The organism is Paenibacillus suaedae (assembly GCF_032337355.1).
Classification (GTDB): Bacteria; Bacillota; Bacilli; order Paenibacillales; family Paenibacillaceae; genus Paenibacillus_B; species Paenibacillus_B suaedae.
The window spans coordinates 55,303-75,418 of the sequence record NZ_JAVYAA010000009.1 but is presented as its reverse complement, the minus strand read 5'-3'; the positions used below and the strand labels follow the sequence as shown (position 1 = coordinate 75,418).

15 protein-coding genes are annotated in these 20,116 nt (G+C 49.2%); 12 read left to right on the top strand and 3 right to left on the bottom strand.

Annotation, left to right across the window (positions count from 1 at the left end):
* The first annotated feature begins 149 nt into the window (after positions 1 to 149).
* From argB to RQP50_RS26550, 6 genes are all read left to right on the top strand, one after another.
* On the top strand, positions 150 to 986 hold the full coding sequence (gene argB, locus RQP50_RS26575) for an acetylglutamate kinase (RefSeq protein WP_072729035.1): 837 nt from the start codon (positions 150 to 152) through the stop codon (positions 984 to 986).
* A 110-nt stretch (positions 987 to 1,096) separates the two neighbouring features.
* Complete coding sequence (locus RQP50_RS26570) at positions 1,097 to 2,308, top strand: acetylornithine transaminase (RefSeq protein WP_072729034.1); 1,212 nt, start codon at positions 1,097 to 1,099, stop codon at positions 2,306 to 2,308.
* Positions 2,309 to 2,373: 65 nt separating this feature from the next.
* Complete coding sequence (gene argF / locus RQP50_RS26565; protein WP_315747229.1) at positions 2,374 to 3,327, top strand: ornithine carbamoyltransferase; 954 nt, start codon at positions 2,374 to 2,376, stop codon at positions 3,325 to 3,327.
* A 40-nt stretch (positions 3,328 to 3,367) separates the two neighbouring features.
* Entirely contained in the window at positions 3,368 to 4,633 is a 1,266-nt protein-coding gene (locus tag RQP50_RS26560) for an argininosuccinate synthase (RefSeq protein ID WP_315747228.1), read from the top strand.
* Positions 4,634 to 4,653: 20 nt separating this feature from the next.
* On the top strand, positions 4,654 to 6,072 hold the full coding sequence (argH, locus tag RQP50_RS26555) for an argininosuccinate lyase (protein ID WP_315747227.1): 1,419 nt from the start codon (positions 4,654 to 4,656) through the stop codon (positions 6,070 to 6,072).
* 257 nt (positions 6,073 to 6,329) lie between these two features.
* A complete protein-coding gene (locus tag RQP50_RS26550) occupies positions 6,330 to 7,505 on the top strand; it encodes a KamA family radical SAM protein (RefSeq protein ID WP_072729030.1) in 1,176 nt (391 codons plus the stop codon).
* 285 nt (positions 7,506 to 7,790) lie between these two features.
* On the opposite strand, the gene RQP50_RS26545 is transcribed toward RQP50_RS26550, so the two are convergent.
* Positions 7,791 to 9,218: a VanW family protein gene (locus RQP50_RS26545; protein ID WP_315747226.1), complete on the bottom strand. Its 1,428-nt coding sequence runs from the start codon at positions 9,216 to 9,218 to the stop codon at positions 7,791 to 7,793.
* A gap of 349 nt (positions 9,219 to 9,567) precedes the next feature.
* Between RQP50_RS26545 and ftsE the strand changes: the two genes are divergently transcribed.
* From ftsE to RQP50_RS26520, 5 genes are all read left to right on the top strand, one after another.
* Complete coding sequence (gene ftsE, locus RQP50_RS26540) at positions 9,568 to 10,254, top strand: cell division ATP-binding protein FtsE (protein WP_021257098.1); 687 nt, start codon at positions 9,568 to 9,570, stop codon at positions 10,252 to 10,254.
* A complete protein-coding gene (ftsX, locus tag RQP50_RS26535) occupies positions 10,244 to 11,155 on the top strand; it encodes a permease-like cell division protein FtsX (protein WP_072729028.1) in 912 nt (303 codons plus the stop codon). The genes ftsE and ftsX overlap by 11 nt, the downstream gene beginning before the upstream one ends.
* A 61-nt stretch (positions 11,156 to 11,216) precedes the next feature.
* Positions 11,217 to 12,467, top strand: a complete 1,251-nt coding sequence (locus RQP50_RS26530) for a murein hydrolase activator EnvC family protein (RefSeq protein WP_315747225.1) — start codon at positions 11,217 to 11,219, stop codon at positions 12,465 to 12,467.
* A gap of 83 nt (positions 12,468 to 12,550) precedes the next feature.
* Positions 12,551 to 13,987, top strand: a complete 1,437-nt coding sequence (locus tag RQP50_RS26525) for a S41 family peptidase (protein WP_072729027.1) — start codon at positions 12,551 to 12,553, stop codon at positions 13,985 to 13,987.
* A 275-nt stretch (positions 13,988 to 14,262) separates the two neighbouring features.
* Positions 14,263 to 15,642, top strand: a complete 1,380-nt coding sequence (locus RQP50_RS26520; RefSeq protein WP_072729026.1) for a PDZ domain-containing protein — start codon at positions 14,263 to 14,265, stop codon at positions 15,640 to 15,642.
* 330 nt (positions 15,643 to 15,972) lie between these two features.
* Here RQP50_RS26520 and RQP50_RS26515 read toward each other — a convergent pair whose 3' ends face one another.
* Positions 15,973 to 16,785 (bottom strand): flagellar motor protein MotB, encoded by an 813-nt coding sequence (locus RQP50_RS26515; RefSeq protein WP_072729025.1) that lies wholly within the window; start codon positions 16,783 to 16,785, stop codon positions 15,973 to 15,975.
* Positions 16,769 to 17,581, bottom strand: coding sequence for a flagellar motor protein (locus tag RQP50_RS26510; RefSeq protein WP_072729024.1), 813 nt, complete (start codon positions 17,579 to 17,581; stop codon positions 16,769 to 16,771). The genes RQP50_RS26515 and RQP50_RS26510 overlap by 17 nt, the downstream gene beginning before the upstream one ends.
* Before the next feature lie 494 nt (positions 17,582 to 18,075).
* On the opposite strand from RQP50_RS26510, the gene uvrB reads away from it, so the two are divergent.
* The gene (gene uvrB, locus RQP50_RS26505) at positions 18,076 to 20,073 is read left to right on the top strand and encodes an excinuclease ABC subunit UvrB (protein ID WP_315747224.1); all 1,998 of its coding nucleotides are present in this window, start codon (positions 18,076 to 18,078) and stop codon (positions 20,071 to 20,073) included.
* Positions 20,074 to 20,116 lie beyond the last annotated feature (43 nt).

Below are 20,116 nucleotides of genomic sequence, written 5' to 3'. Positions count from 1 at the left end.
GCAGCGCTACGAGCAGCGGATTTCTTTTTGCGCACAGTATTGGGATAGGAAATCAGAGAGAGACATCGGAGAGGCTAGATAAGCTGCAAGCAAGTGTAAAGTTTCATTAAGCGGTGTAAAGCAAGAGTGGGAAGGAGCGGCGTCGGAGTATGGCAACGACAGAAACTCAGGGCATAGAGCAGTCATCGGCGGCTACAGCTGTAAAGCTGTTCGTCATGAAGTGCGGAGGAAGCACCTTGGCAGCATTGCCGAATTCGTTCTATGAACAGCTTCATCAGCTTCAGGAGGACGGTATAGTTCCTGTAATCGTCCATGGGGGTGGACCTGCGATATCAGGCATGCTGGATAAGCTCGGCATCAAGTCCGAATTCATCGGCGGGCTTCGTAAGACCGATGAAGCCGTGCTTGACGTCGTCGAAATGATCCTTGCCGGACAGATTAACAAGCAAATCGTACGGCGCCTCACACAAGTAGGGGCTAAGGCGATTGGGCTGTCGGGAACAGATGGTGGACTCATTCAGGCGGAGCCGGTACCTAACGCGGCACAAGTAGGCTTTGTCGGAGATGTGACCCATGTCAATGCATCCTTGCTAGCTGGATTAGTCGACTTGAATCACATGCCAGTCATTGCGCCAGTTGGTCTGGATCGTGCAGGCCAACGCTATAACATCAATGCTGATACTGCAGCAGGTGCTGTAGCGGCTTATCTCGGATCGGAGCAGCTTATTGTGATAACGGATGTACCCGGCATTATGAGGAACGGCCCAGAAGAGAAAGTTGTACTTCCCGTTGTGACGACTGAGGAAGTTGAGGCGATGATCGAGAGTGGCGATATTTACGGAGGGATGATCCCGAAGGTGCAGGCTGCAATGAAATGTCTGGAGGGCGGCGTGCAGGAGGTTGTTATTGCTGACGGATCTGAACCTGATGTGCTGCGCCGATTGATGGCCGGGGAAGCGATCGGAACTCGAATTGTTAGGTCATAGATGACCTATTAAGACATGGAATAAATTGAAGGTTGGATCTTTTAGATGGAAGAATGCAGCAGCTGAGAGGCTGTGAACAGAGTAACAGACTGAACGAAGGGGTGGAGACGATGACGAAGAATATAGATGCTGGGAAGGAAGCTAGCGCTTTGTTCCCAACGTATGCCCGCTATCCAATTGCACTGGTCAAGGGGCAAGGGAGCCGCGTATGGGACAATGAGGGGAAATGCTACTTGGATTTCATGAGCGGCATAGCCGTAACGAACTTGGGACATGTGCCGGAGAGGGTCAAGGCGCGTGTACAAGAACAGCTAAATACGTTATGGCACGCTTCGAATCTCTTCCATATCCCACAGCAGGAGCAAGCGGCGGAACTGCTGACCGCGAATACATGTGCAGATGCTGTATTCTTCTGCAATAGTGGAGCGGAAGCGAACGAGGCAGCTATTAAGCTGGCGCGACGCTATCATACAGCAGTTGCTAAGACAGGGCGGTCGGAAATTATTACGTTTCATCAATCCTTCCATGGCCGCACTTTGGCGACGCTGACAGCAACTGGTCAAGACAAGGTGAAGGATGGATTCGCTCCGCTGCCAGCAGGATTCCGTTATGTACCGTTTAACGATAGTGAAGCGCTGAAAGCTGCGATAACGGACAATACCGCAGCGATTATGCTTGAAATCGTGCAGGCAGAAGGTGGTGTCTTCCCGATCAAGGCATCATTCGCTCAAGAAGTAGCTGCATTGTGCAAGGAGCACGGGCTTCTTCTCATCGTGGATGAAGTACAAACGGGAATGGGGCGTACAGGAGCATTGTTCGCACATGAGCATTACGGCCTTCAGCCTGATGTCTTTACCGTGGCCAAGGGGCTCGGGAGCGGCTTCCCAGTAGGAGCTATGCTAGCGCAGGAATATCTGCGGGCAGCGTTCAGTCCGGGCACACATGGCTCGACCTTCGGCGGCAACCCGCTCGCGATGTCAGCTGTAGTAGGCACATTGGAGACGATGCTGGAAGAGAAGGCTGCGCAGCGGGCGGCGGAGAAGGGGACGACCTTGCTTAACGCGCTGCGGGTGAAGTTGAGCGATGTACCGCTAGTGAAGGATATACGAGGTCTCGGGCTTCTTGTTGGTATCGAGTGCGCGGAACCTGTGGCGGATGTGATTAAGGAGGCACAGCAGGCAGGCTTGCTATTCATTAGCGCTGGTCCGAATGTGATTCGTTTGCTTCCGAATCTGTTCGTAACTGACGAAGAAATCGAAGAGGCTGTGGCAATTATCCACGATGTATTAGTGAAGCGTTCAGAGGTTGTTGCTACGGCATAGATGGCAATCGGAGCGTGTGCACAGATCGGATGGGAAGACAGCGACTATATACGGAGGTGGCCTTGATGGCAACAACAGCATCTACAATTGATTTGCGCGGACGCGATTTTATTGCGCTCGCTGACTATACAATGGAAGAATTGCAATATTTGATCGATCTCGCGATTGAGCTGAAGCGGAAGCAGAAGGCAGGCGAGGTGTATCAGCCGCTGAAGGGGAAGACACTCGGCATGATCTTCGAGAAGTCATCCACCCGCACGCGTGTATCGTTCGAAGTAGGGATGTACCAGCTCGGCGGCCAGGCATTGTTTTTGAGTAAAAATGATCTGCAAATTGGCCGCGGGGAGCCAATATGGGATACTGCCCAGGTGCTGTCTCGCTACGTGGATGGCATTATGATCCGAACGTTTGCCCATCGCACGGTCATAGATTTGGCGCGCGGCGCTACCATACCGGTTATTAATGGATTGACGGATATGAATCATCCATGCCAAGCGCTGGCCGATTTCCAGACGATATATGAGAAAAAAGGAACGCTGCAAGGCTTGAAGCTGGCCTATATCGGGGATGGCAATAATATGGCGAATTCACTGCTGATGGGAGCAAGCAAGCTGGGGATGCATGTCGCTGTCGCATCGCCCGAAGGATATATGCCGGATGAAGGCATTGTGAAGCAAAGCCGCGAGCAGGCGCAGCAGTCAGGATCTCAAGTGCTCATTACGAGTGATCCGAAGGAAGCAATCGCGAACGCCGATGTGGTCTATACAGACGTATGGGCAAGCATGGGGTTCGAGGCGGAACAGTTGAAGCGTGAGCAAGCATTCCGCAACTTCCAAGTGAATGAAGAATTAGCTCGGTATGCGAAGCCTGATTATATATTCCTGCACTGCTTGCCTGCACATCGTGGTGAAGAAGTCAGTGAAGGTGTTATTGATGGAGGCCACTCTGTTATTTTCGATCAAGCGGAGAATCGTCTGCATGCGCAGAAGGCGATTATGGCTTCCTTGATGGGAGCGTAACCTCTACAGCATTTGAAGCATATTGAACGGGGGAGTCATCGTGGCAAAGAACAAAATTGTGCTGGCCTATTCAGGCGGCTTAGATACATCCGTCATTCTAACATGGCTAAAGGAAACCTATGACGCAGAGATTATTACGTTTACCGCGGACATTGGACAGAAGGAAGAACTGGACGGCCTTGAAGAAAAGGCAATCGCAACAGGTGCATCCAAAGTCTACATTGACGATTTGCGCGCAGAGTTTGCGAAGGATTTCATTTTCCCGATGTTCCAGGCAGGTGCGCTGTATGAAGGGCAATATCTGCTCGGCACGAGCATTGCGCGTCCGCTCATTGCGAAGCGGATGATTGAGATTGCTCGTATGGAAGGTGCAACGGCTATTGCGCATGGTGCAACTGGCAAAGGGAATGACCAAGTCCGTTTTGAACTGACGGCAGCAGCGCTTGCACCGGACATTCGAGTCATTGCGCCTTGGCGCTCGGAGCAATTCCGCGCTGACTTCCCAGGACGCGCTGAGATGATCGCCTACGCGGAGAAGCATGGTATTCCGGTGCAGGCTTCTGCGGCAAAACCATACTCGATGGACCGCAATCTGCTCCACATTAGCTTCGAGAGCGGAATGCTGGAGGATCCATGGTTTGACGCAACAACAGATGCAAATAAAGGCATGTATGTGCTAAGTGTCTCCCCAGAGGATGCGCCGAATGAGTCTGAACTCATCGAATTAACATTTGAGCAAGGCAATTGTACTGCGGTTAACGGAGAGGCGCTCTCCCCTCTTCAGGTAATGGAGACACTGAATGAGCTTGGCGGCAAGCACGGCATTGGTCGTGTTGATATGGTAGAGAACCGCTTCGTTGGCATGAAGAGCCGCGGCGTCTACGAGACACCGGGCGGTACGATTCTATTTACGGCACACCGCATCATGGAATCGTTGACGATGGATCGCGAAGTAATGCATATCCGTGACTCGCTTATTCCGAAGTACAGTGCTGCAGTATACAACGGGTTCTGGTTCGCACCGGAGCGGCTTGCGATTCAAGCACTCGTCAATGAAAGCCAGAAGCATGTGACGGGAAGTGTGCGGCTTAAGCTGTACAAGGGCAATGTGATGGGCGCTGGCGTACAGAGTCCGGTGAGTCTATACAATCCAGATATCGCAACGATGGAGGCAGACCCATCTCAGGCATACGATCAAAATGATGCAACAGGCTTTATTCATTTGAACGCTTTGCGTCTTAAGGTCGCTGCCGGCGTGCATGGTACGAAGGTTCATGGGGCTTCCTTGCAAGAAGCAGGCGTGTAACACAGGAAGGGGAGAGCATCGTGAGCAAACTATGGGGCGGCCGGTTTACGAAACAGACGGATCAACTCGTTGAACAATATACAGCTTCGATTACATTCGATAAAGCAATGGCAGAAGAGGATATACAGGGCAGCCTTGCTCACGTGGCGATGCTGGGGGCTTGCGGTATATTGCCGCAGGAGGATGTAGATCAGATAACGGATGGACTTCATCAGGTCGCGAGTATGATCCGCCGCGGGGAGATGGATTACTCCGTATCCGATGAGGACATTCATATGAATATTGAAAAAGCGCTCATTGAGCTTGTTGGCCCGGTTGGCGGCAAGCTGCACACTGGACGCAGCCGCAACGACCAAGTGGCGACCGATATGCACTTGTACTTACGCAAGCGTGTGGTGACCTTTGTTGAGCTGCTTGTGCAGCTGCAGGAAGCACTTATTGCGCAGGCGAAGGAGAACGTAGAGACAATCGTACCTGGCTATACGCATTTGCAGCGTGCACAGCCGATTCTATTCGCCCATCACTTGATGGCGTATGTCGCAATGTTCGAGCGCGATATCGAGCGTTTGACGGACAGCTATAAGCGCATTGATATGCTTCCACTTGGAGCGGGTGCGCTCGCGGGGACGACATTTGCGATTGATCGTCATTACACCGCGAAGCAGCTTGGCTTCAGCCGCGTATATGAGAACAGTCTTGATGCAGTGAGCGATCGGGATTTCATCGTGGAGTTCCTGTCGAACGCTTCCCTGATTATGATGCACTTATCCCGCTTGTGTGAGGAGCTTGTGCTCTGGTCGAGCACTGAATTTCAATTCGTGGAGCTGGACGATGCATTCTGCACGGGTTCCAGTATTATGCCGCAGAAGAAAAACCCAGACGTCGCGGAACTAGTCCGCGGAAAGACAGGGCGGGTATACGGTAATCTCGTAGGCATGCTGACGGTACTCAAGGCACTGCCCCTAGCCTATAACAAGGATATGCAGGAAGACAAGGAAGGCATGTTCGACACTGTGCATACGCTGGACGGTGCACTGCGCCTATTTGCACCGATGATCGCTACGATGAAGGTGAATCGCAGCCGCATGCGGGAGGCAGTGCGTCAGGACTTCTCCAACGCAACTGACATTGCAGATTTCCTCGTTGGCAAGGGACTGCCATTCCGTCAGGCGCATGAAGTTATCGGCAAGACGGTGCTGTACTGTATTGAACAGAACAAATACCTGCTTGATCTAACCTTGGAGGAGTTCAAGCAGTTCTCTGAGCTGTTCGATGATCGTATCTATGCTGTCCTTCAACCTGAGCAGGTTGTCAATGCACGCAACGTATACGGCGGAACAGCAACGGTGCAGGTGGAGGCCGCCATTGGGCGGGCAGAACAAGCATTGGCACAGAAGGCGCTCTGGATTGAAGCCAACGGTGGGATCAAGCTAGCATAGGAGTTGACGGTAGGCTGATTTCTGTTGGAAGGGATTAGCGATAGTATTCAGCATCGACATGAAACCATGCAATTCAACTTATCGAGAGCACTGCGCGTTAATAGCGTCCTGTGAGGCGCTGACGCGCTTGTGCTTTTTTGCATTTGGAGGCAGGTTTCGCTTCGTAGGCTTCACCCCTTCCATTGCCTGAATATGTAAACAAGTGTATAATTAACAATGTGCATATGCACAATCAAACTTCAGAAGGAGGAATGCTAATGCCTCAGCCGAAGTACGTCACCGATATCGACAAGGTCACACAGTTGCCCGAGACGGAAAGGAAACGGCTCAAGCAGATTACCGAGAAATTTGTATTCCGCGTCAACGATTATTATTTGAACCTCATTGATTGGGACGACCCCAATGACCCGATTCGGAAGCTTGTTATCCCGAATACCGGGGAACTGAAAGAGTACGGACGATGGGACGCCTCAGACGAGGACACAAACTACGTAGTCCCTGGCTGCCAGCATAAGTATTCATCCACCGCATTATTAATTGTATCGGAAGTATGCGGCGCCTATTGCCGATACTGCTTCCGTAAGCGACTATTCCGCAACGATGTCAAAGAAGCTATGTCCGATGTGAATCCCGGACTCACTTACATTGCCGAACATCCCGAGATCAACAATGTCCTGCTTACCGGCGGAGACAGTCTGATTCTAGCCACCCCGAAGCTGCGCATGATTTTACAACGTCTGCGCGATATCCCTCATGTTAAGATTATTCGATTAGGCTCCAAGCTGCCCGTTTTCAATCCGATGCGGATTTATGAAGATGAGTTATTGCTGGAGACGATTCGTGAATTTTCAACACCTGACCACCGGATTTATGTGATGGCCCATATTAATCATCCACGAGAAATTACAGAAGAAGCGAAGCGCGGATTCCAAGCACTGCACGAAGCTGGAGCTATCGTAGTCAATCAGACGCCGGTATTGCGGGGGATTAATGATGATGCGGATGTACTCGGAGAACTGCTAGATAAGCTGTCATGGGCAGGGGTAACCCCGTATTATTTCTTTATTAACCGGCCGGTTGCTGGCAATAGTGAATTCGTCCTCCCACTAAAGGAAGCGTACCAACTCGTTGAAGCAGCCAAGGCGAAGACCTCAGGTCTTGGTAAGCGGGTCAGGTTATCCATGAGTCATACATCAGGCAAAATTGAAATTTTGGCGATTGAGAACGGAAAGGCTTTTCTAAAGTATCATCAATCAAGAGAGGGCAATTATGGCGCGTTCATGGAGCTTGATTGTCCCGATGAAGCTGCTTGGTTCGATGACTTGCCAGGAAATGAACAGTTTTGGACACCACCACGCAAAAAACGGCATGACATCGTATCTGTCAATCAGCTTACAGATATGCCGCAGCAGCGAACGAAGCGGGATGCGTAATGCAATGTTCTGTACCTCGGAAGGGAGAAGCTCCTTTCAATGCTGGGTACGGCGGCGTAGATTGATGATCTCGCCTTGCATCCGGATCCAACTTCATTCTATAGGAGGACGTGGCGCTTGACCGATGCCTCACCGCATTTTCTACTTCTGCATAGATGGTGATTGATTTACGTCCATCATTGGTTTGCCGCAATATAGTTTTATGCTTACACGAGTAAGAGCCCTCCTCATCATTGGCTGAAGGAGGGCTCTTACGATTAAACCTCAACATATTTCCCCAGTTAGCTAATCGTTGAATACTGGCCCGTTGACACCATCCTCTAAAATCGGGTTTTGATCCTTTTTCGAAGAAGACTGATCCGATCCGCCTGTATTGACGGCTATAAGTGTCGGCTGTGGTCTGTACGTATCTACAAACATTTTTTTGCGTTCGACCTCTTTGCCGTTAACGAGCTTGATCCGGTATGACTCTACCGTATAGCCCTGTTTCCCCTTCTGGATTGTCTCGTGGCTGCCGATAGGGAGATTTGGATTTTTCACATATTTAATCGTTGGCTCCAGTACTTTCAAGGTTTTGGTCTCCATCCGATAGGATACATCCTTATCCATTGTGCCGAAAAATTTAATAATGAGCCGATCGTCCTCAGCAGCAGTTCGAATAATAAGATGCTTGCCGGTTGTGTTTTTGAAGCGGAAATTAATATAGCCCTGAGAGAAGGTGGCATCTAACCCAATTGGCAAGTAAGAGACAGGTAATGAATGATTGCGTCGCTCGACGATTTCCAGCCCAGTGCGAAGCACTGCATTGTATAGGGTACTCGATACTTGGCAGATGCCGCCGCCAATGCCGGGCACAAGCTTGCCGTTGAAGATGACGGGAGCTTCCTTGAAGCCGTATTTCTTTTCCGTTTCAGCAATGACTTTATCATAGTCGAAAACCTCACCAGGCTTCAGCACCATGTCATGAATGGTCTGGGCAGCTGCGTTGACATTATGGGTGCGCCCGTCACTGGCTTGCACGAAGCTGGTTGAGAACTCAATAATCTTTCGTTCAATCCCCTCCGCTTTCAGCGATGCTATCGTGACTGGTGGGGCTGTTTTTTGTAGTGGTACCTGTAGTGCAATGGATTGCCCTTCATTCCACGTGTGTGGGATGGAGGTGCGGATGAGTTGTTCTAGCTGTAATCGGTCGATGCGAAGAACCGTTTTTTCGGCTGTATAGCGTATGTTGTCGTCTTTCGTGATTTCCCGCTGTGCATTTACGGGCTTGCCGAATGTATTTTCCTCCCAGTCTGGCGTCAAGCGCTTCGTCCACACGTCCTTATTCCAGCGGAATTGAAGTGTCCACGATGTCGGGAAATAGTAGCGTGCTTGAATTCGTTCCCAGAGAGAGCCTTCCTTCATCTTGTCGAGTGCGCGTAAAATAGGCTCAGCATCATATGTAACGCCGAGATCAGCAAGTGTAGTTTTGACTGGTTCAACGTTCGTGTCGTCGAAGGAGAATTCGAATGGCGTTTGCTCCAACTGCTTAATTTTTGCTTTTAATTGCTCGCGGAAGGCGTCCATGGATAGAGAGCCGATATTCCAAGTGGACAGATGTACGTTGGGAGGGATTGTCGGCTGTGAAGCATAGCTGTGAGCCAAGCCCCATACCGCAGTACCTACCAACAAGAGCGAGGCAACGGTTATAAATAGTGCATGGATTTTTTTCACTGCAATAGCCTCCTGCTTATGAAAAAATGAAGAAGAGCGTCCTTGGTTGAAGCAAGCCTAAGGACGAGAAGATTTGATTTATTCATTTTCATACTATATGCGACTTGCATAGCAAACTTGACTCGTTGAGTATAGAGAACACGGGAACAATTGCGTTAGCTGGTTGGAGGGGAGGACTACAGCAAGGGCCGAACTGCTTCCGACGGCGTTAGCTGCTATAGAACGCTGAATGATAGCCGAATGTGGTGGTATGCGTAAAAAGATGTTGAAATTTCCTTTCTTTTAAAGGATTTAGAGTACTTATGTCGAATGTATATTAGCTGATCTTTTAAACTTAGGGTGTGATCATTTGATAGAAATGCAAGATGTATGGAAAACGTATCAAGACGGCTCTCACGCATTGCGCGGCATATCCGTCCAAATTGATAAGGACGAATTCGTCTATTTGGTTGGACCGTCGGGAGCGGGAAAATCGACATTCATGAAATTGATCTATAGAGAAGAAGTGCCTACGAAGGGGCAAATTTTCGTAAGTGGATTCAATATCGGCAAGCTGAAGCAGCGCAAGATTCCGTTCGTTCGGCGCAATATCGGTGTCGTGTTCCAGGACTTTCGGCTTTTGCCGAAGCTGACTGCTTATGAGAATGTTGCCTTCGCGATGGAAGTTATCGAAGCGCCGAAGAAGGTCATTAAGCGCCGTGTGCCTGAGGTGCTGGAACTGGTTGGATTAAAGCATAAGATGAGCAGTCTGCCGGCACAACTGTCTGGGGGAGAACAGCAGCGAATCGCGATTGCAAGGGCAATCGTGAATAATCCATCAGTCATTGTAGCTGACGAGCCAACGGGGAACCTCGATCCAGAGACATCATGGGGAATTATGAAGCTGCTTGAGGAAATTAATTTCCGCGGCACGACGATTGTCATGGCTACTCATAACAAGGATATCGTCAACTCGATGCGCAAGCGGGTTATTGCGATCGAGCAGGGACTTATTGTTCGTGACGAGGCACGGGGGGAATACGGCTATGATTTTTAATTCACTTTCCCGCCATGTCAGAGAAGGAAGCAAGAGTATTTTCCGCAATGGATGGATGTCTTTCGCATCGATTAGTACGATAGTGATCTCGTTGTTTATATTAGGTGTGTTTATGTTATTGTCGTTGAATGTAAACGAGATGACGAAGCAAATTGATAACAAGGTTCAAATTCGAGTCTATTTGAAGCTTGATGCAACACAAGAGCAGAAAGAACTAGTCGCTACAGATATTGGCAATATGTCAGAGGTAAGCAAGGTTATCCCGATCTCCAAGGAAGAGGGCATGAAGCTGCTGGAGAAGAACTTGGGTGAAGATGGCAAGGAACTGCTTAACGGGTATACGAAGGATACCAATCCGCTTCCGGATTCCTTCACGGTTGAAGTATACGATCCAGCAACGATTGGCATAGTCGCGAAGAAGATTAGTGCCATTAATGATACGAATAGCGCGAAGCCGCTGTGGAAGGTCAATTACGGGAAAGGAACGGTCGATACCTTGCTGAAGGTAACGGCAACCGTACGTAACTTCGGCCTTGTTATTGTAGCCGGCCTAGCCGTGACAGCGATGTTCCTTATTTCGAATACGATTAAAGTTACGATTATGGCTCGTCAGCGAGAGCTTAGCATTATGAAGCTTGTTGGGGCAACCAATTCCTTCATCCGAGGACCGTTCTTCGTCGAGGGGGCTCTATTAGGCATTGTAGGGTCACTGATTACCGTTGGACTGCTATTTTACGGATATCAGCAGCTCGTGACAAATTTTGAGCTGGGCTTGCAGATGGTCAAGCTTATTCCACTGCAGGATGCGTGGCTGCTTGTTGGCAGCACTCTAGTGGGACTAGGCATTTTGATTGGTGCGTGGGGAAGTACGATATCCATTCGTAAATTTTTGAAAGTATAGCATCGACGATATGCAGAACGTGAACGACAGGCCCGAATCGGGGAAGATAGGAGGAACCGGATTGAAACGGAGTACTGGATTGAAGAAGTGGATTATGTTAATCGCAAGCTTTGCAATTCTCTTCTCGATGGCGCCGCCTTCAACGGGACAAGCATCTGAGTTGGACAAGGTCAATCAACAGTTGAAGCAGCTTCAGAGCGAGATGCGTCAAGCGGAGAATAAGCAGCAAGAAGCGAAATCCATGAAGGCCGAAGCAACAAAGTTGCTTGGGAAGACGCAGAAGGATATGGACTACCTTCTGTCTGAGATTGATAAGAAAGCTAATGAGATGGCGAATGTCGCTCATCAAATAGATGAAACAGAATTAAATTTGGCTGAGGCAGCAGATGAACTGCAGAAGGTCAACAAACGAATTGATGAACGTGAGGATTTGCTGGATACGCGTGTGCGATTGATGTATACGAACGGCGTCGTGTCCTACATAGATGTATTGTTTAGTGCGACAAGCTTCTCTGATTTCCTGGATCGATTCGATTCATTGCAATCGATCGCTGAACAAGATAAGGAAATATTGGCGGAGCAGAAGCGTGACAAGCAGCTTGTTGTCCAGAAGAAGCAGGAGATCGAGACGAACCTGAAGCAAGTAAAATTGCTGTATGCGAAGCTCGATAATGCGAAGAAGGACTTAATGCTGAAGGAAAAAGAAAAAGAAGTCATGATTGCAAGCTATAATAAGCAAATTGACGAGTCAGATGACGCGAGTGAGGAGCAGGACAGACTGCTCGTTGAGTTTGCGAAGAAGCGTGCCGAGCTGCTCCGTAAGAAGAATGAGCTGATGAAGCCGAAGGAAAAGCCAAAGCCGAAGGCGAAGCCAAGAAGCAATTCGAACTCGTCGAACTCAGTGTACTCGGGCGGCAAATTTGCAGTTCCTCTTCATGATGATTATTATATCTCTTCACGATTCGGTTCGCGCACGGATCCGATTACTGGGAAACAAGGAGCGTTCCATAGCGGTCTCGATATGGCCACTCCGGGAGGTACAGATATCTATGCTGCTGAATCAGGTACAGTTCTGATTGCAGAATGGTGGTCTGGATACGGCAACTGTGTCGTCATCGATCATGGAAATGGCGTTTGGTCCCTGTATGGACATATCCGCAACGGTGGAATTAAAGTATCGAAGGGTGACCAAGTTTCACGTGGCGACAAGATTGCAGAGGTAGGAGCAACAGGCCGTGCAACAGGCAACCACCTCCACTTTGAGGTTCGCGTGGATGGAGAACGCGTTGATCCAGAACCATATTTGAAATAAAAATGGCAGTTTCGACATATACTAAGATGAAATGTTGACTGAGTAAGCGTAGGGAACATAGGGAAGACAAAGGCGGTGATTCGATGTCATTCAAAGGGCGAACCGTCGCTCTGCTCGTCGGAGCGGCTATGCTGACAGGCAGTGCCTTAACGTTTACAGTGATGGACTTGCCGATATTTGCGAGTGGTGGACAAGCTGCATCGACAGGCAATGGTTTATCAGCGAGCGAGATGCAGAAGCTGAACTCGGCGTTAGGCATTATCGAGAATAAATACGTTACCGCCGTTGAGCGCAACAAGATTGTAAATGGCGCAGTTCATGGCATGATCGCCGCGCTTAATGATCCTTACTCCTCCTTTATGGAGAAAGAAGAAGCGGAGCAATTCAACCATAGCATTGAAGGTGCTTTTACTGGGATTGGCGCGGAAGTGACGATGGAGAATGGCGAAGTGACGGTAGTATCGCCGATTAAGGGATCTCCTGCTGAGAAGGCTGGCGTCAAGCCGAAGGACGTGCTGATTTCCGTAAATGGCGAGAGTCTGGAGGGCAAAAACCTAAACGAGGCAGTAGCGAAAATCCGCGGCCCGAAGGGTACGAAGGCTAAAATACTTATCAAGCGGGCAGGGCAAACAGTTCCACTTGAGCTCATCGTTGTGCGAGATGAAGTAGACATGGAGACTGTATATCCGAAGATGCTGGATGGAAGCATTGGCTATATTGAGATTCGTCAATTCTCATTGAATACGTTCGATCGTTTCAAGGAAGAGCTTGAGAAGCTGGAGAAGCAGGGAATGAAGGGGCTTGTTATCGATGTGCGTAACAATCCGGGCGGGGTGCTCGATATTGTGCAGAAGATGACAGAGCTGTTCGTTCCAGAAGGCAAGTCCATTGTTCAAGTGGAGGATCGGAACAAAGAGCGCAGCAGCTACTTGTCTAAGGGGACTGCGAAGCTGAAGCCATATCCCGTCACGATGCTGACGAATAAGGGCAGCGCCAGTGCTTCTGAAATTATGGCAAGCGCGTTGAAGGAATCTGCTGGAGCGAAACTCATCGGTGAGCATACATTCGGCAAGGGAACAGTACAGACGAGCTATAATTCTGGAGATGGCGGTCTGATCAAGATTACAATTGCGAAGTGGTTAACGCCGCAAGGCAATTGGATTCATCAGAAGGGCATCGAGCCGGATATTGCGGTTCAGCAGCCTGACTTCTATTATGTCGCTCCTGTTCCGAAGGATAAGATGCTCGCATTTGATATGAATGATGCGAATGTCAAGAATGTTCAGATTATGCTTGATGGACTTGGTTACAAGCCAGGTCGTAAGGATGGCTATTTCTCCAAGGAGACTGAGGCAGCCATTAAGGAGTTCCAGCAAGCATCCAAACTGACCGTCACGGGCAAGGTTGATGCGAAGACGGCAGAACAGCTTGAGCAGGCGATTGTTAAGGCGATGCGGGATCCGAAGAACGATGCACAGCTCCATAAGGCGGTTGATGTACTGAAGAAGGAAATCCGCTAAATGCTGTCGAATATAAAGAAGGTCGTAAGCTTCGGCTTCGGCCTTCTTTTTCTTTTGATTGCATGAATGGGTTTTCGGGTAAATGGATACGTGTGAACGTAAAAGTTCGTCTCCATTAAAGTTATAAAGGGTTATAGAAAGTAGGTATTTGGTTTGAAGGCAAGATGGTTAGTAAGCTTGAAGACAAGGATGGCTGCAGGTGGGCAGCTTAGAGGGAACGTGTTCAGCATAGATAGAGTGCGTAGTCTAATTGGTGATGGAGAGGGGCGAATCATGTGAACCTGCTGTTGGATATCAGTATTCGGGTAGGCGAGGCTGTATTGCAATGGCTTATCTCGCCGTTTTATTGGCTGTCCATTCTACTCATTGCCATGCATTATCGCAGGCAAGTGATCCTGGAGCGAAGACTGTTCGCCGTGAAAATGCACAGCTGGATCACCCATACCTGGCATGCATGGCTTGGTGGCTTGATTTCAGGCATCCTCGTAACGTTCGCTGCAATTGGACTCGGCGTGTCTCTGACACGGGAAGTGATCGTGCTGCTGTGGATCATTGCTCTCGTACTGCTGCTTATCCGTGTTCGATTTCTGTGCCTTGCTTATGCGGCAGGCTTGCTTGCCATTATACAATTTGTACTAAATACATGGGTGACAACATGGAATCCAGATGGCTGGCTAGGGGATGCCGTTGCTTCAGTGCGTGGGATGGACGCTGCTGGGCTGCTGGTGCTTGTCGCACTTCTGCATGCGGCTGAAGCTGTCCTTATTCGCAAGCAGGCAGCGCGTATGGCTGGGCCGATGTTCATGGAGAGCAAGCGTGGACGCGTCGTCGGTGCCTATCGCATGCAGAGCATGTGGCCAGTTCCGCTTCTTCTACTCTTTCCAGCGGGTGAGGGAGCAGCTTTGCCTTGGACGCCGCTGTTCGGTGGAGAACTGTGGCAGCATGGCTGGTCGCTCATTGCATTTCCGATCGTGATTGGCTTCTCCGAGCTGACGTTTACGAAGCTTCCACAGCAGAAAGCAGCGCTAAGCAGTACGCGTTTGTTCGCGTATGCGTCACTGCTGCTTGCGATTTCATTAGCTGCTGCTTGGTGGTCGCCGCTTGTGCCTGTGGCCGCAATTGCAGCCATCGGCATGCATGAGGGCTTAATCTGGTTGAGTCGCAGAGAAGAAGCGGAACATAGTCCGGTGTTCACGCAAGATGCTGGAGGACTCCGCATTTTGGCTGTCCTGCCGAATAGTCCAGCAGCGGAACTTGGTATTATGCAAGGTGAAGTGATTGTGAAGGTGAACGGTGTGAAGGTAAGGACGAAGGCGGAGCTGCATCAGGCACTCCGTATAAATTCCGCGTTCTGTAAGCTGGAAGTGAACAACTTATCAGGTGAGGTTCGTTTCTTGCAGCGGGCTATTTATGCTGGTGAGCACCATCAGCTGGGCGTGTTGCTTGCTCCTGATGATCGGGTCGAATATGTAGCAGTTACACAAGCTCCGTCATTATTTTCATACTTGTTAGTGCCTTGGACACGTTCCAAGCGTGGAGCAAAGCGTAAGCTGCGTGAGCAAGCAGAGAGCGATGTGCAGTCTGCAGACCACATGAGTGAGGCTGCGAAGACGTTGAATGCATCAATGCCTACAGATGTGGATAATCGAGCATAGTAAGGATAATAATTTTCGGGAATCCAATCTACTCAATTGATTTTGGGGATATACAGCAAACTGAGTGGGATTTGTATACAAGAATCGAGATTAAGCATTTAACAAAAAGGGATTAATCAGGTCAGTTTTGCAGCTGCTCTGATTAATCCCTTTGTTTTTGAACTCAAATATATTTAATCTTGTGGATTGTGGATAATAGGATTGAAATATATGATTTTGTCGACAAGTTGTTAACATTCTGTAGATAAGTCCGTGAATAACGTGGATAAGTACTGTTTATCCTGTGAATAACTGTTGGATAACCATACGCTTGAATCAGCTAACGAACGTCTATTGCACCATTTTCCGCAGAACAATGATTTCTACGCGTCGATTTTGTTGACGATGTTGCTCTGTGTCGTTATCCACAAGTGGACGAGTTTCGCCATAGCCGGCAATTTGGAATTGTGCGGCATCGAGCTTGTTATCATCTACGAAGTAACGAAGAACGGATAGGGCTCGTGCAGCGGATAGCTCCCAGTTATCCTTATAGCGGCCGCCCTGGGCGAACGGTAGGTTGTCCGTATGTCCCTCAATGCTGATGGATGTACTCAGCTTCGGAAGTAAGGTAGCAAGCTTCTTCAGTGGAGGGAATGCATTTTCCTTCAATTCTGCACGACTCAAATCGAACAGCAGTCGATCGCTCATTCGAATAGCGATTCCTTTTGGTGTATCAGATACGGTAATTTGGCTGCCCAGTTTGTTCTCATCGATATATTGCTGGATGACACCCATGAAGTTTTTCAGCTCTGCCTCTTGCTTGCGGAAGGCCAGATCCTTGTTCGTAATTGTACCTATTGCCACGGCTTTTTCTTCCTTGTCCTTGCCGTCGGCTCCGTCTTGCTTGGTTTGTTTGTCTCCTGTTTGTCCTGGCTTTGCATAGGATCCATCCAGAATGGTGGAGCCCTTTAAGGACGTATCCGTATTGCGGAAGGATACCTGCAGTGTTTCAGACAGAGACTCATATTTATCCACATCAATCTTACTCATGGCATACATGACGACGAAGAAGATCATGAGCAGGGTGATGAGATCCGCGTACGTAATGAGCCAGCGCTCGTGATTCTCAGCGCGTGCTCCTGATTTTCTATTTCTGCGTCTCATGAATCATCCCCCGCTTTGCTTCTGGAACCAACTTGAGCGGTTCGAAGGAGTCTTCGGCGAGTAGGAATGAGCCAAGTTTTTTACGAATAATTTGCGGGTTCTCGCCAGCTTGTACCGCTAAAATTCCATATTCGATCATTTCCATGACACGTAATTCTTCCATGCTGCGCGCTTTAATTTTACTCCCAATCGGCAAGTAAATGATATTCGCGGTTGCAACCCCGTATAGGGTGGCTGTGAAGGCAACGGCAATGGATGGTCCAAGCGAAGACGGATCTGACAAATTGCCGAGGACGTGGATAAGACCCATAACGGTTCCGATAATCCCCATTGTTGGCGCATAACCGCCAGCTGCTTCAAATATTTTTGCATAGCCTTCATGTTTTTCTTCGATGGCGTCCATCTCCAGCTCCATCATTTGCTTCACGAGCTCTGGATCAGTTCCGTCTACAATCATCATGATGCCATCACGCAAATATCCGTTCTCATGAGTGTGGGCCTGGTTCTCCAGAGCGAGGACACCTTCTCTGCGAGCGACAGTACTCATGGCGACGATGTCGTCGATTAATTGCTGTGCGTTTGTTGATTTGCGTCCGAATGCCATCTTAAGTGCGTTCGGGATACTGCGCAGCCGATTGCCTGGAAAGCTGATGACGACAGCGGCAATCGTTCCACCGAAGACGATGAGTGCAGCCGTTTTCTCCCATAGGCCACCCATCTGTCCACCTTCCCACAGGAAGCCTCCGATGAGTGCAGCTAAGCCGGCAAGAATGCCAATTACAGTTGTTTTGTCCATAGATAATCCTCTCTCCCGTTCAGTGTTTCCCATTTGCATCCAATCGATGAAAAGAGTATAATGGAAAAGGGAACAAACATTCTTATTTTTCATATGTAAAGATGATGTCCGCCTCATGCGGGATCCTTCTTTGCAACGATTTCAGCATCCATACTATATCATGGCAACAGACCTGAGCGAACCCATTGTTTCGCCATGCTGTACCTGATATGTTTATCGGGTGGAAATTGGGTAAAGTTTAGGGGAAGAGGGCGCTTGCGAGGCTGTACCAAAGTTTTGAGCCAAGAGTCCTAGAGTGTCCCAGAACGAGCGTTTTTTGCGCGAATAAGCAGGATAAAATGCCTATAAACAGAGAATGAAGCAGGAATTTATTTTCATTACAGTAGCGTTTTGCTGTACGGGTTGGAGTACGGCTGCTTGATGCATTACGAGCTCTGACAGATACAGTTCATCATATAAAATGTACATGATATTAAGTAGAAAGTGGTGAGGTTGTGACGGACTTTGAAAGGGAAGACAGACCTTTTGAGCTAGTATCCGAGTTCTCCCCTCAAGGAGATCAGCCTAAGGCGATTGAACAATTGGTTGAAGGCGTCCATCAAGGGAAACGGTATCAGACGCTGCTCGGAGCGACAGGAACAGGGAAGACCTTCACCATCGCCCAGACGATAGCTCAGTTGAATCGTCCTACGTTAATTATTGCTCACAATAAGACACTTGCTGCGCAGCTGTGCAGTGAATTCAAGGAATTCTTCCCGAACAATGCTGTGTCTTATTTCGTCAGCTACTACGATTACTATCAGCCTGAAGCCTATATTCCTTCTTCCGATACGTATATTGAGAAGGATTCCAGTATCAATGAAGAGATCGACAAACTTCGTCACTCTGCTACCAGCTCCTTGTTCGAACGCCGTGATGTTATTATTGTGGCGAGTGTATCGTGCATCTATGGCTTGGGTTCCCCGATGGAGTACGGCAACCTCGTATTGTCGCTTCGGGTGGGGATGGAGAAACCGCGGAACGCGATTCTTAGCAAGCTAGTCGACATTCAATACCAGCGCAATGATATGAACTTCACACGCGGCACGTTCCGTGTGCGGGGCGATGTTGTTGAAATCTTCCCAGCCTCGAACGGTGAGAACGCAGTTCGGGTGGAGCTATTCGGTGACGAGATCGAGCGAATTACTGAGATAGATGTGCTGACTGGTGAAATTATTGGTGAACGTGAACATATTGCAATCTTCCCAGCGTCTCACTTCGTAACACGAGAAGAGACAATGAAGGTGGCTCTCGTCAATATAGAGCGTGAATTGGAAGAAAGGTTAGAAGAATTGCGCAGTATGGGCAAGCTGTTAGAAGCACAGCGTTTGGAGCAGCGTACTCGCTATGATATCGAGATGATGCAGGAGATGGGCTTCTGTTCGGGGATCGAGAACTACTCCGAACCTCTCACATTCCGCGAACGCGGTGCAACACCATATACATTGCTTGACTATTTCCCTGACGACTTCCTTGTCGTGGTCGATGAGTCTCATGTTACGCTCCCACAGGTACGTGCGATGTACAACGGCGACAGAGCGCGGAAGGAAGTGCTAGTTGAGCATGGATTCCGCTTGCCGTCGGCGATGGATAATCGACCGCTTAAGTTTGAGGAATTCGAGCAGAAGGTAGGTCAGGCTGTGTTCGTATCAGCGACACCAGGGCCGTTCGAGCTTGAACATACCCCGAAGATGGTAGAGCAAATTATTCGTCCGACGGGTCTTCTGGATCCGATTATTGAAGTACGGCCTACGAAGGGGCAGATTGATGACTTAATTGAAGAAATTCGCATTCGCTTGGATAAAGACGAGCGTGTCCTTGTGACGACGTTAACGAAGAAGATGTCCGAGGACTTAACCGATTATTTGAAGGAAATCGGCATTAAGGTGCGATATTTGCACTCTGATATTAAAACCTTGGAACGGATGATGCTGCTGCGTGATTTGCGGCTGGGCGTGTACGATGTGCTTGTCGGCATCAACTTGCTGCGTGAAGGACTCGACTTGCCGGAAGTATCGCTGGTTGCGATTTTGGATGCAGATAAGGAAGGCTTCCTGCGTGCAGAACGCTCCCTCATTCAGACGATTGGGCGTGCGGCGCGGAATGCATCAGGTCGTGTCATCATGTACGGTGATAAAATGACGGATTCGATGCATAAAGCCATCACGGAAACAGAACGGCGCCGCAAGATTCAGATGGCGTTCAATGAGGAACATGGCATTACGCCACAGACGATCCGCAAGAAAGTGCGCGATGTGATCGAGGCGACGAAGACAGCGGGGTCGAAGGAAGGGTACGATATCAGCAAGTCCGTCGAGAAGATGTCGAAGAAGGATCGTCAGTCGGTCATTCAGCGATTGGAAGCGGAGATGAAAGATGTCGCGAAGAACCTCCAATTCGAACGAGCAGCCGAGCTGCGTGATGCTTTGTTGGAATTGAAGGCGATGGACTAATATAGAGCAGTAATTTTAGATGCCGTACGTGGTTCGAGTGAAC